The organism is Streptomyces sp. NPDC001828 (genome assembly GCF_042892175.1).
In the GTDB taxonomy this organism is placed as follows: Bacteria; Actinomycetota; Actinomycetes; order Streptomycetales; family Streptomycetaceae; genus Streptomyces.
Genome location: NZ_JBIATV010000004.1, coordinates 358836 through 371925 on the forward strand (window position 1 = coordinate 358836; position 13090 = coordinate 371925).

The following is a 13090-nucleotide window of genomic DNA, read 5'->3' on the forward strand; positions in this document are numbered from 1 at the left end:
GAGGGCCGCTGGGGTCAGGGGCACACGTCCAGCTCGCCAACCGTCTGGTCGCCGCTGGTCTCGCCCGTCGGACGGAAGCCGAGCCCGAGGTAGAAACCCTCGGGGCCGTCCGTCCCCGGATGCCAGCTGGTGGTCAGGCGGGTGCCGCCGCGACGGCGTATCTCAGCGGCAACGGACTCGACCGCGAAGTGGCCGTAACCGCGGCCCTGTTCGCCGGCCGCGATGTTGAGCCGCCACAGACCGGACCGGATGTCCGTGCCCGTGCCGTCGCCCTTCCAGTCGATGTCGAAGAAGGCCATGAGGAAGCCGACCGGACGGTCGCCGTCGACGATGAGGCGGGGCCAGGCCGTGCCGGGATGGAGGTATGCCTCGGCCAGGGATTTCACGACCGGCGCGACCAAGTGCTCCTGGTCGGGACGGACCCGCAGGCCGATGGCGACGTCGAAGTTGGCCGGGGTGATTTCCCGCAGAGAGAGTGTGGTCGTCATGCGGGAACCGTAAGTCAATCGATCATGTGGCCGCGACGGCGTTTCTCGACGGGGGCGAGGTTTCAGAGGAAGTGTCCGCTGGCGAGGTAGGGCGCCGGAACGGGCATGCCGCGGACGGCGATATAGCCTTCCTGGCCGATGTCGAGACGTGCGGCCAGGCCGACGTCGATCGCCCACTCGTTGGGAGCGGTGATGCAGTTGACCAAGGTCGGTCCCTGCGACGAGGCGAGGGCTTCCCACAGCAGCTTCCGCGCGGTCGCCGGGTCCGAGGCGGCGAGCAGTGACGCTCGCCCCCGGTCGTCGAGGTAGACGTATCCCGGCCTTGCCGGGTCTCGGCACACGACCAGCCGCAGTGTGTCGAGCATGTAGCCGTGGTCCGGACCGTGGCCCGCAACGCGCAGGTCCCGATCCAGCTGGTCCATCCACGCGAAGTCGTCGGCCCGGCCCTCCCGGAGGCCGTCGATCACGGGGAGCGTGGACCTGTCCACGACCCCGACCATTCGCATCTGAGGGTGGAGCGAGAAGTCCGCCGCCCGGTACCGGCGTGTGGCGCCGGGGTGGACGCTGGAGGAGAAGATGCCGGGGCGCCCGCCGGCGTGCGCGAGAGCGGCGTCCAGCAGTCGCTTGCCGACGCCCTGCCCCTGGTGGCTGGGCAGCACTCCGTACGTGGCGAGGAACCACAGGCCGGCGCGGTTCTGCGCGATGGCGAACCCCACCGTCCTGCGGGCGCCGGCGACCTCGTCGATCGCGACCCAGCACCCTTCGGGGTCGACGCTCAGGAAGAAGCGCATCCGGTCGACCCACTGCTGGGAGGCGTCGGCGGAGCGCGGCTCGATCTCCGGGTCACTGACCCGTCTGGTGCTTCGCTCCGACTCGAAGAACGTCACCGCCGAAGCCCGTTCCGCCGACGGGAGATCGGCCTCTCGCATCAGCCTGACCTGCACAGAGTCCATCGCTTCAGCGTAGCGATCTGCCCGATCGGGGCGCATTCGGTTTTCCCCCGGGACTGGCTGCTCGTTCAGCGGGTGCCTGTCTGACAAAAGGCTCGTGGACTGGTCGGTTGACCGGCGCGCACCCGCACCCCCGGTCGTCCCCGGAGGAGGCGGTGCGGCGGCGGGGCGGTCGTCAGTCCTTGAGCAGAGCGCGCTGAACCTGACGGGCCATGGCGCGGCGGACTGATGCCGCCGTCGTGGCCGATGCGGTGGCGGCTTTCGCGGGGAGGTCGAGGCCGCGGCTGATCTCGTCGTACGCACCCTGGTGACCGGCGGTCAACTCCGCCCGGCGCGAGGGCAGGTCCTCCTCGACGAGGCGCCGCAGCTCGTCGACGCTTTGGGGGGTGGAGCGCTTCCTGCCCCGGGTGAGCGCGCCGACGTAGCGGGTACAGCGGGCGGTTCCGTCGGAGGTCTCGCAGATCGCCTCGGCCAGGGCCCACAGCCGTCCTTCGAGCCAGGGGCGTCGGGCTGGTCGAGGGTGATCGGACAGCACTCGTGCGGCGCTCGCCTCCTGCGGGGCTCCCGTTCTGCTGCTCACCGGAGAGTTCGATCTGAACAGCCCGCCCGCGTCCGCTGCCGAGGTCGCCGAAGCATTCCCTGACGCCAAGCTCGTGGTTCAGCCGGGGGCGGGCCACTATCCATGGCTCGACGACGCCGGTTGGTTCGCGGCGGCTCTGGCGGCATTCCTCCGAGGCTGACCCGGCCGACCCCGGTGAGGGCGGATGTGGGGGTGGTGCCGCGCATTGGCCAACTCGGGCCCTGGAGAGGCCAGTTGTTCGAAATCCGGCAGCGACGCCGCGTGAAAACGTGGCGTATAGGCCGTGGCGCTCAGGCGAACAGGGAGAGCGCACGACGGGGGAGTGGCCGCTCCGGGAGTTCTGGCGGGCGCGCCCCCTTCGGTGTCTCCGCCCCGGCCCCTACTGATCTCACCGAGTTCGACGGGCCGGCCCGTCGCCTTTCGGCCATGGCCCGTGTCCGCCGGCTTCGGGACCGGCACTTATGGCCCGTGCCATCGGCATAGACGAGTCGATTCAGGTCAGCGCTGGGCGGACGGATCCGGCACGCGGCCGATGCCATGGCTCTCCCTCTGTCGGTGGCCGGGACACGTACCGCTCGAACAGGCGGTTGAGTGCGCCTGTCCGTATTTCGTGGAGCGCGCCGGTCGGTACTCGACGGAAGGCGGCCTCCACCTGTGCGGGGACAAGAATCGGCCCTCGAATTAACCGATCAGAAATGGCCACGCGTCACAACTCTTCCGTCACAACGTACTCACCTGCCTCAGGCGTATCGTGGAGTGCCTTTGTCATACTCGACACGGTTCTAGAGGTATGGGATAGTCGTTTTAGATTCATCTTCTTAAGTGGAAGCGGACGTCATCACGGGATTACGGTTCCATAAACGTGCACATTCAGGATGCTGCGCGCACCCCCTGGCGTTAAGGAGCGCGAGTTGCCCATTTCCAGGCGCTTGATCTCGCCCGAGGGGCAAATCTGGGAGACCGAAGAAATAGCGGCCCGCATATTCGATACCGCCGAGCATTTTGCGCGCCGCGGCATCGGGGCCGGCTCGCGGGTAATGATGAGCGGGGCCAATTCGCCGGAATGGGTCGTCAAGCTGCTCGCGCTCATTCACCTCGACGCTTCGGTGGTCCTGGCCGATCATCGAGCGACCCCGTCCCAGCGGGCGCGAATCCACGCCCTGGCGCGCGTGGTGCTCGAAATCGACGACAGTGTCGGCTGCGACGACAGTGCGGGCTACGACGACAGTACGGGCGGCACCGCGGCGCCAGGGCCCGCTCCGAACGCGGCGGCGGTGCCCGATGTGGCGGCCTGGGCGCGGCGTCAGGACGCGGCGATCTCGTGGTCGTCGGGCACGACAGGCAGCCCGAAAGGCATAGTCCGCTCCGGCCGCTCGATCCTGGACAACCTCGCACTCAGTGCGGAACGCATGGGCTACCGGCCCGACGACGTCTTCCTACCGGTCCTGCCGTACTCCCACCAATACGGACTTTCGCTGGTCCTGTGCTGGTGGCTGGGCGGAGGCACGCTCGTGGTCTACGGGCCGACCACGCGCCTGGACCGTGCGCTCGCGGTCGGCCTGGACCACGGCCTCACCATCGTGGACGGGGCCCCGTCGACCTATCACACCCTGCTCAACCTGCTCGACCGTCGTCCCGCTCTCGCGACCGCGCTGAAGCGGGTACGAGCCTGGTGCGTGGGCGGTGCGCCGCTGGGGCGCACCCTGGCGGCCCGGTTTCACGCCCGCACGGGCGAGCGTCTGCTCGACGGCTACGGGGCCACCGAGGTGGGAAACATCGCGCTGGCGCCCCCGGCCGATCCGGTGGGATGCGGCACACCGCTGCCCGGTGTCGTCGTCGAAGTCCACGACGACGCCGGCAGGCCGCTTCCCCCCGGCCGGCTCGGCGAACTCGTCGTAGTCACCGACGGCCTGATGACCGGTCACCTGGGCGACGACGGTGAGATCGTTCCGGTTTCGGGTCGCGTGCACCGCACGGGCGACATCGGCCTGGTCGACGACGCCGGCCGCGTCTTCCCGGTCGGGCGCAAGCACGCCGTGCACCGTGACGGCCACACCCTCTACCCCGACCACCTCGCCGAGCGGGCCGAGTCGGCCGGCGCGCAGACCGAGGTGGTCGCCGTCCCGGACGAGCGTCTGGGCTGTCGTCTGGTGTTCGTGATCACGGACCCGGAGGGTCACGAACCCGCGCACTGGAAACGCGCGCTGCGCCCGGTGCTCGCCCGATACGAACAGCCCGACCACATCGTCGTCCTGCCCGAGCTGCCTCTCACAAGCTCGGGAAAGCCCAATCCGGCCGTTCTGGAGAAGATCGCCATGAACTCGCTGTCCGCGTCGTTCGACACGACCACTGACTTATCCGCCTCCTCCCCGACCGCCGAATTATCCGCGTCCGCCTCGACCACCATCGGTCAGGGCGACTACCGCATTCCCTTCGCCGACCGCGTCGACGCGCTGCGCGCGGTGCGCCGCTATGTGGCCGACAACGAGGACGCGGTGATGAGGATCCTCACCGAGGTTTCGCCCCACCACACCGCGAGTGCGGAGATCCAGTCGTTCCTCAGCACCCTCGATGGAGCGGAGGAGGAGATTCGCCGGGTCCGCCCCGGCAGCGTGCCCCTGGCCGCGGTCTTCATGCCGTCCAACATCCCGTTCTATTCCTATGCGCTTTACCTGCTGGTCGGGTCCTTGTACAGCGACCGAATCATTTTCCGGCCCTCCTCCGAGACAAAGAGCCAGATGCAACGCCTGCACGCCCTGCTGGCGCCAATTCACGGCTTGCCCATCGAGCTCTTCGAACTCAGTCAGCGCAAGTTCGTGACGGGACCGGTACGCGAGGCGGACCTCATCGTCTTCACCGGGCAATACTCCAATGCCGAGGCCATTCGGGAAGGACTTGCGGAGGACCAGCTCTTCCTCTTCTTCGGCCACGGCATCAACCCCTTCGTGATCGCACCCGACGCCGACCTCGCGCAAGCCGCCCGTGACGTCACGACAATCCGGCTCTACAACTCGGGCCAGGACTGCTTCGGACCCGACGTCGTGTTCGCGCCGAAAGGCCGCACCGAGGACTTCGTCGACCTGCTGTCCGCCGAACTGAGTTCACTGCGCTTCGGCCCGAACGACGAGCCCGGCATCGACTACGGCCCGATCTACTACGACTCGGCACTGGTGAATTGCTCGGACTACCTGGTGCGCCACGCGCGGTACATCCGGCACGGCGGTCGCATCGATCTGCCGTCCCGCAGGATCGAGCCGACCGTGCTGCTGTGGGGCTTCGACGACAAGATGCCCCTCGACGAGATGTTCGCGCCGGTGTTCAACGTCGTGGCGTACCCCAGCGCGAGGCTGCTGCGGGAACGGTTGGCGAGCCCCTTCTTCAGCGAACGCGCGCTGGGAGCGATGGTCTACGGGAACGACCCGGAGACCGTCAAGGTCCTGTCCCAGCGTCACCACACCTGTGTCAACCACACGCTGCTCGACGCCGAGGACGGCAACCGGCCGTTCGGCGGATTCGGGATGAGGGCGAACTACATCTCCTACGGCGGCGAGCGGCATGCCGAACCGCTGCTCATGTCGCAGGCCGTGGCGCGGAACATCCCGGCGGCCGCCCCCGTCACGGTGGGTGGCAAGTGACCCTGGGGATCAAGAAGTACGCCGGCGCGTGGTCGGCCGTCGTCGACGTCCTGGCGGCGAACGGGGTGGACACCTGCTTCGGGCTCCCCGGCGACGACCTGGAACTGCTCGGCGCCTTGGACGCGGCCGGCCTGGACCTCGTACCGTGCCGCGACCAGCGCAACGCGATGTACATGGCGACCGGCTACGCGCTGCAATCGGGCCGGCTCGCCGTCTGCGTACTGGGCAAGGGCCCGGCCGTCACCCACGCCGCCACGGGGCTGCTCGAGGCGCGGGAGTCGGGTGCGCCGGTCCTCGTGCTCGCCGCCGGTGCGCCCGAACGGAGCCGGGGCAGCGGCGGATTCCAGGAACTCGACCAGGTCGCCGTCACTGCGCCCCTGGTGCGATGGGCACACCGGGTGGGTCACCCCGACCGGGTCGTCCCCGCGACGGTGACGGCGCTGACCCGTGCCATGGGACCGCCGTCCGGACCCGTGTACCTGGAGATCCCCGACGACGTCCGCACGTCGGAGGTAGTCGCCGGGCCGCTGCCAACTCGGCCGGAAACACTGGTACTTGAGTCCGTTCCCCTGACGCCGGGACCGGCGCTGGCGGCACTCCGCGCGAGCCGGCGCCCGGTGGTGCTGGTGGGCGGCGGAATGCGGCACCGCAACGACGACGGTGTGGTCGAGCGCTTCGCCGAACGCCTCGGCGCGGCACTCTTCACCACCGCCTCCGGCCGCGGCACCGTCGACGAGCACCACCCGCTGTTCTGTGGCGTGGCGGGCCTCTACGCGCCGGCCGCCGCCCGTGAACTGTGGTCATCGTGCGACCTGGTGGTGTCGCTCGCCGGGCGCCTGGAGGAGACGGTCGTCGAAGGCGGCACCCCCTGGCCCCCGGTGACCGTGGTGCAGGTCAACATCGATCCGGCCGGCCTGTCGGCCGAGTTCCCCGGCCCGCGCGTGCTCGGAGACGCCCGGCACGCCCTGCTCGGCTGGTCCCGGGCGCTCGATGAGGACCACACGGCCGAGCACACGGACGCGACCGACGCCTGGACCAACAGGATCGCCGTCGCCCGGAAAGCCATGTCGGTCGACGCGGAAGCCGAACTGGTCCGCGCCGCGACACTCCCGGAGATCCGCATCCCCGAACTGCTCGCCGCACTCGATGCCACCGCCGGCCGGCACCACGTCCTGGTCCAGGAGAACGGGCTGCAGGACATGTGGTCCTACTGCTTCCCCTTCCACGTCGGCGGCGGCTCCATCGTGCCGTCGGAGCAGACCCCCCTGGGCTTCGGGGCCGCCGCGGCCATCGGGGTCAAGCGGGCCGCCCCGGACCACGAGGTCACCGCGTTCATCGGGGACGGAGCGTTCCTCGCGGCCCGCACGGACATCGCGGTCGCGGCTCCGGCCCACGGCGGCGTGCTGTACGTGGTGCTGTGCAACGGCGGTTACGGCTGGCTGGACGCCCAGCGTGCCCGCCTCGGCCTCGACGCCGAACGCTATCCCTTCACACGTCCGGGGGCCCCGCCGCCCGTGGTGGACGGGGCGGACCTCCACTACCGGGTGCTGCGCGACAAGGCCGCGCTGACCGACGACGTCCTCGCCGCACGACGGTTCTGCTCCCAGGGAGGCACGGCCGTGCTCATGGTGCCGGTCGCCCCCGATGACATTCCGCCGTGCATCGGTGACGCGGAGGTGGTTCCCCAGTGACTCTCACAGGAGAGGGCGGCGACGCCGGGCGCGGCCGGGTCCGACACCGGGTGATGGTCACGGGGTACGGGGCCGTGACCCCGCTGGGCCACAGTGCCGACGAGACGTGGAAGGCGATGCTGGCCGGGCGCAGCGGCATCGACACCGTGGACGCGATCGACGTGACGGACCTCGGCGTCCGCATAGGCGGCCAGGTCCATGGATTCACACCGAGCCGCTACATGCCCCCGATGGTCAGCCGCCGCGCCGACCCGTACGCGCAGTACGCCCTCGCCGCGGCCCTTGAGGCGTGCGCGCACGCCGGGCTCGTCGTGGACGACCAGCTGGCGCCGCGAGTCGCCGTGATCATCGGCAGTGGCTACGGCCCGGTGGGATCGATCTACCGCGCCGCGAACATCCTGCGCGACAAGGGGCCGCGGGCCATCAGCCCCTTCACCCAGGTCACGACGGCCATGGACAGCGCCGCCGGCGAGATCAGCATGCGTCTGGGCACCCAGGGGCCCAGCCGGGCCCAGAGCACGGCGTGCGCCAGCGGCGCGGACGCGGTGGGCGCGGGCATGCGCATGATCAGCAATGGGGAGGCCGACGTCGTGCTCGTCGGGGGCGCCGACGCCTGCGTCACCACCGTCGACCTCGCGGGCAGCGGCAACGCCCGCGCGCTGTCCAGACGCAACGACGACCCGACCGCCGCGTGCCGGCCGTTCGATGTGCACCGCGACGGGTTCGTGATGAGCGAGGGAGCCGCCGTGCTGGTCCTGGAGGCCGCCGAAGCGGCCGAGCGGCGGGGGGCGACGGCCCTGGCCGAACTCATCGGGTACGGAGCGAGTTCCGACGCCCACCACTGGACCGCCCCGCATCCGGAGGGACGCGGCGCCTGCCTCGCCGTCGAGGCGGCCCTGCGCGACGCCGGAATATCCGGGTCGGACGTGGACTACGTCAACGCGCACGGCACCGGCACGGTCCTGAACGACGCCACCGAGGCGGCCGTTTTGCGCAAGGTGCTCGGCGATCACGTCACCCGGATCCCGGTCAGCTCCACCAAGTCGATGACCGGGCACATGATCGGCGCCGCCGGAGCCGTCGAACTCGTGGCGTCGATCCAGGTCCTCCGCACCGGTGACGTCCCGCCGACCATCAACTGCGACGAACCGCTCGACCCGGACATCAACTTCGTACCGCACCAGGCGCAGCGCCACGAGGGCGTACGGATCGCTCTCAGCAACTCGTTCGGGTTCGGGGGCCACAACGCGGCTCTCGTGGTCCGAGCGGTATGAGGTCCTGCCCGTGAACCACCCTCCGGAACCGACCCCCGACACCGTCATCCGCAGCGGACCGCTGACCTGGATCCAGCAGTGGCACTGGTTCGAACACACCATCCCCGCACCACGTCGGGTGAACCCGACGCCGCTCGCCGACCACTGCCACATCCCGCCCCCGGCCACCGTCGCCGACGTACTCGCGGCGCTCGCCTCCCTCACCGCCCGCCACGAGGCGCTGCGCACCACCGTCGACCCGCTCCACCCGATACAGCACGTCCACCGCCCGGACTGGGCCCCGCTGCCGGTCGACTACGTCGACGTGCCCAACGCCGATGCCGAGACCCTGGAGGCCGCCACGGCGGCGCTCGCCGCCCGCCCGATCGACCCCGAGCGAAATCCGCCCTGGCTCGCCAGGGTGCTGCTCGAAGGAGGAAAGCCGCGGGCCGTCCTGATGGCCGCCCACCACGTTCTGATCGACGGCTGGGGGCTGGCGGTACTGATCAGCCAACTGCACGATCAACTGAGCGGCGACGAGGCGCCGTTGGAGGCATCCGTGCACCCGCTCGACATGGTCGCCGCCCGGCCTTCGGAGCGCACCCGCGCGGCGGAGCGCGAATGGCTCACGCGTCTCGCGAGCAACCCCACCGGCGTGCTGGGCCCGTTCGGCGGTGCCGCCGACGGCGCGGGGCGCCACCGACTCCAGCACCGCTCGGTCAGCGCGTACGACGACCTCGACCGGGTCGCGCGGCGCTACCGGGTCAGCCCGGAGGCCGTGGTGCTCGCGGCGCTGGCCCACGACGTGGCCGCCCGCACCGGCGAACACCGGTTCCTCGCGTCCGTGGTGGTCTCCAACCGGGCCCGGGCCGCTCTGCGGCACAGCATCGGCGTCCGGGCACTGACGGTCCCGGTGCAGATCGATCTCCGCCCGGGTGCGGCGTTCGGCGAGGTACTCGCCTCGGTCGTCGCCGCCTCGGCCGCGGCCTACCGGCACGGTCAGTGGCGCCCGGCGGAACTGGTCGCCGCGCAGGCGCGCATGGACCGTCGCCGGGGCGTGCTGACCGTGCCCACCATCGAGTTCAACTGCTACGCGTGGCCGCGCGACTACCTGGTCCCCGCGCGGCCCACCGCGCCGGACGGGACCGACACCTGGATCAGGAGCGCGCCCGACGAGCCCTGCGACACGCTCTATGTCGACCTCGGCCGCGACGCGGGGGTCGTCACCCTCGACGTCACCGTGGGGGATCACCTCCTCGACGCCGAGCAGGCCGTGGCGCTGCCCGTCCGGTTGTGCGCTCTCCTGCGCGCGCTCGCCGGCGGCGCCGAGTGCCCGGTGCCGGCACGCGCGCTCGCACCGGCCGCCTCCGGATGGTGGCGGGCCCCGCAGGGGTGGGTGTGCTTGGCCGGCCTCGAAGAGGTGCTGCGTGGCCACCCCGGGGTGCTCGATGTGACGGTGGTGCCCAGTGAGTCCGCCGTGGGGGAGGAACCGCATCTCGTCGTGCGCGCCCGTACCGTCCCTGACGTCACCCCCGACGACTTGCACCGACACGTCCTGGACCACCTCGGCGAAGTGCCCGCTCTCGTGGCGCCCGGCCGCTATGTCCTGTCCCCGGCCGGCCTCGCATCAGGCCGTCCCTCCGACCCGCCCCGCACGATCACCGGCGGCACGACGACCTTTCGGTTCCCGGCCCGCCCGCCCGCGACGGGCGCCGAACGGGCGCTGGCCGCCGCCGTGGCCGCCGTCCGGCCCGGCGGCCTGGCGGCCGGCTCCCTCGACGGCCCTGACGCCGTGGACATGAATCGTTGCCTCGCCGACCACGGAGTCACGCTGGTCGCCGTCCCGCGTCTGCTGGCGTTGCTCCATCAGTTCGGCTTCACCGGGATCGCGTCGGACGAGCTGGCCGGAACGGCCTCGCTCGGTCACCTCGCCGCAGCCCTGGAGCCCTTGCCGCCCCGCGCCCCTCGTGGAGGAGAAACCTCACCATGACCGCGTCCCACACCGCCGCACCGTCCGTGAACCGCCTGGCTCCGTGGGCCTTCGACGCTTTCGTCGAGGCGAACACCCACGACACGGCGTACCGCCCGCCGGTGGTGGACGGTCCCGTCGGGCCGACCATCGTCCGCAACGGCCGAGAGCTGGTGAACTTCGCCAGTATCAGCTTCCTCGATCTGGAGCGTCACGTTCCGGTGCAGCGTCATTTCGCCGAGGGGGCGCTCGCCCACGGCTTGAGCACCAGCGGATCCAGGATGACCCAGGGGATCTGCCGCCCGCACCAAGTCCTCGAGGAGACGATCGCCCGCCACACCGGCAAGGAGCGGGCCATCAGCTTCGCCACGGGGCTGCTCGCCAACATCGGGTTCGTCCACGCCATGAGCAGTTCCGCGCACTTCGACGCCGGGATCGAGGTGCGCAACCACGACACCGTCTTCGTCGTCGACCGTGACGTCCACTGGAGCATCTGGAAGGGCTTGGAGGGACTTGCCTACGGCCGCAACGTCCACGCGTTCCGGCACAACGACGTCTCCGACCTGGCCCGCATCCTGGAACGGGTCCGGTCCCGCAAGACCGTGGTGATCGCCGAGAGCATCTACTCGGCCGACGGCACCATGGGGCCGATCGTGGAGATCCTCGACGAGTGCGACCGACACGGCGCCATCAGCATGATCGACGATGCGAACGGCTTCATGGTCTACGGGCCCGAGAGCCGTCCGTACGCCCGGGAGGCGGCCGCGATCAGGGAGCGGGCCGACTTCGTCATGGTGTCCCTGTCGAAGGCCATCGGCCTGGAAGGCGGCGCGATCGCCGGCCCGGCCATGGCCATCGACGCCTTCGAACTCCTCTCCGGCACCTCGATGTTCACGGCCGCCATCCAGCCGCCCACCGCCTACGCCGCGCAGCGCACGATCGACGCCCTCGCCGACAATCCGGCGATCGTCGACGACTACCTGGCGCATGCCGCCCGCTTCCGCCGGCAGATGCACGAGGCCGATACGCCGACGACGCCGACCGAGTCCTACATGCTCTCGGTGCCGATCGGGAACGACGCCGCCGCCCTCCAGATGCGGGAGTGGTTCGTCGAGGACGGCTACCTCGTGCCCGTCTTCTCCTACCCGGCCGTCTCGCGCAACCGGGCGCTTCTGCGCCTGTTCCCGCACGCCGGCCACACCGAGGAGCAGATGGACGGCTTCCTGCGCACCCTGCTCACCTACCGACGGCGCCTCGGGCTCTGACGTCCCGACCCCATCCCGAGAAGGAGAGACCCGTGCTGAACAACACCGAGATTCTCAACACCCTTGCCAAGACCGTCGAAGAGGTCGCCGGCGTCAACGCCGCCGAGGTGACCTCCGAGAAGTCCTTCACCGACGATCTCGACATCGACTCCCTGTCGATGGTGGAGATCACCGTGGCGCTCGAGGACAGCTTCGAGGTGAAGATCCCCGACGACCGGATCGTGGATCTGAGGACCGTCGGTGACGTAGTGGGCTATATCGCCGACCACCGGTGACCGCAGTCGGACGGCGGTCACCGCATCGTTTCCCGCACCGCACGAGACTCACTATCGGGAGATGTGCCATGCACAAGTTGCCTTTGTCCAGGGGAAGTTGACCATGGGCGTCCTCGATCGCTTCCGGCTCGACGGCCGCGTCGCCGTGGTCACCGGCGCCTCCTCCGGACTGGGGGTCGCCTTCGCCACGGCGCTGGCCGAGGCCGGTGCCGATGTCGTGCTCGGGGCGCGGCGCACCGAGCGCCTCGAAGTGGTGCGCACGGCCGTCGAGAAGCTCGGCCGCCGGGCCGTCGCCGTGCGTACCGATGTCGCCGAGCCGGAGGACTGCCGCGCGCTGATCGACGCCGCCGTGCACGCGTTCGGGCGGGTGGACATTCTCGTCAACAACGCCGGGATCAGCAGTGAGGTGCCGGCGGCGGAGGAGACGCCGGAGCAGTTCCGCGAGGTCATCGACATCAATCTCAACGGCTCTTATTGGATGGCTCAGGCCGCGGGCGAGGTGATGCTGCCCGGCAGCGCCATCGTCAACGTCTCCAGCATCCTCGCGATGGTCACGGGCGGTCTTCCGCAGGCCGCCTACTCCGCGTCGAAAGCCGGGATCCTCGGTCTCACCCGAGATCTCGCCCAGCAGTGGACCCCCGGCAAGGGCATCCGCGTGAACGCCCTCGCGCCAGGCCTGTTCACCTCCGAGATGACCGACGGCTATGTCGAGGGCTACCTGGAGGCCGTGATGCCGCGCGTGCTCTCGGGCCGCATCGGGCTGCCCGAGGAGCTCGCCGCGGCCCTGGTCTTCCTGGTGTCCGACGCGGCGTCCTACATCACCGGCACCACCCTGACGGTCGACGGAGGCACGCACATCGCATAGCGACAGCGGCGTGACCCGGTCGGCGGCGCCGATGGGGCCGCCGACCGGGCAACAGCCGCCGCGAGCAGCGCGTCCCGCCCGAGATGAGTGGAGGTGTTCAAGTTGTCGATCAGCGAGAG

The 13090-nt window shown here is 70.3% G+C and carries 10 protein-coding genes and 1 pseudogene; 8 read left to right on the forward strand and 3 right to left on the reverse strand.

All coding sequences use genetic code 11. The features are described 5' to 3' along the window. Positions 1–14: 14 nt before the first annotated feature. From ACFYZA_RS15910 to ACFYZA_RS15920, 3 genes are all read right to left on the reverse strand, one after another. A complete protein-coding gene (locus ACFYZA_RS15910; protein ID WP_388490854.1) occupies positions 15–488 on the reverse strand; it encodes a GNAT family N-acetyltransferase in 474 nt (157 codons plus the stop codon). Between the two features lie 62 nt (positions 489–550). After that, positions 551–1441, reverse strand: coding sequence for a GNAT family N-acetyltransferase (locus tag ACFYZA_RS15915; RefSeq protein ID WP_388490856.1), 891 nt, complete (start codon positions 1439–1441; stop codon positions 551–553). 172 nt (positions 1442–1613) lie between these two features. After that, positions 1614–2018 carry a hypothetical protein gene (locus tag ACFYZA_RS15920; RefSeq protein WP_388490857.1) on the reverse strand — a complete coding sequence of 135 codons (405 nt, stop codon included), beginning with the start codon at positions 2016–2018 and terminating at the stop codon, positions 1614–1616. Here ACFYZA_RS15920 and ACFYZA_RS15925 point away from each other — a divergent pair. The 8 genes and pseudogenes from ACFYZA_RS15925 to ACFYZA_RS15960 all read left to right on the forward strand — a co-directional run. Beyond that, positions 1969–2178: pseudogene (locus ACFYZA_RS15925) on the forward strand (alpha/beta fold hydrolase); the annotation flags it as partial. The gene ACFYZA_RS15920 and the pseudogene ACFYZA_RS15925 sit on opposite strands and share 50 nt — an antisense overlap. Before the next feature lie 715 nt (positions 2179–2893). Further along, positions 2894–5653: an aldehyde dehydrogenase family protein gene (locus ACFYZA_RS15930; protein ID WP_388490859.1), complete on the forward strand. Its 2760-nt coding sequence runs from the start codon at positions 2894–2896 to the stop codon at positions 5651–5653. Then, positions 5650–7344, forward strand: a complete 1695-nt coding sequence (locus ACFYZA_RS15935) for a thiamine pyrophosphate-binding protein (protein WP_388490862.1) — start codon at positions 5650–5652, stop codon at positions 7342–7344. The genes ACFYZA_RS15930 and ACFYZA_RS15935 overlap by 4 nt, the downstream gene beginning before the upstream one ends. Continuing rightward, positions 7341–8618 (forward strand): beta-ketoacyl-ACP synthase II, encoded by a 1278-nt coding sequence (gene fabF / locus ACFYZA_RS15940; RefSeq protein ID WP_388490864.1) that lies wholly within the window; start codon positions 7341–7343, stop codon positions 8616–8618. Before ACFYZA_RS15935 ends, fabF begins: the two co-directional genes overlap by 4 nt. Before the next feature lie 10 nt (positions 8619–8628). Further along, entirely contained in the window at positions 8629–10587 is a 1959-nt protein-coding gene (locus ACFYZA_RS15945) for a condensation domain-containing protein (RefSeq protein ID WP_388490866.1), read from the forward strand. Further along, the gene (locus ACFYZA_RS15950; protein ID WP_388490868.1) at positions 10584–11831 is read left to right on the forward strand and encodes an aminotransferase class I/II-fold pyridoxal phosphate-dependent enzyme; all 1248 of its coding nucleotides are present in this window, start codon (positions 10584–10586) and stop codon (positions 11829–11831) included. Before ACFYZA_RS15945 ends, ACFYZA_RS15950 begins: the two co-directional genes overlap by 4 nt. Before the next feature lie 32 nt (positions 11832–11863). Then, a complete protein-coding gene (locus tag ACFYZA_RS15955) occupies positions 11864–12106 on the forward strand; it encodes an acyl carrier protein (protein WP_388490870.1) in 243 nt (80 codons plus the stop codon). Positions 12107–12209: 103 nt separating this feature from the next. After that, positions 12210–12971 (forward strand): SDR family NAD(P)-dependent oxidoreductase, encoded by a 762-nt coding sequence (locus ACFYZA_RS15960; protein WP_388490873.1) that lies wholly within the window; start codon positions 12210–12212, stop codon positions 12969–12971. The last annotated feature ends 119 nt before the right edge of the window (positions 12972–13090 follow it).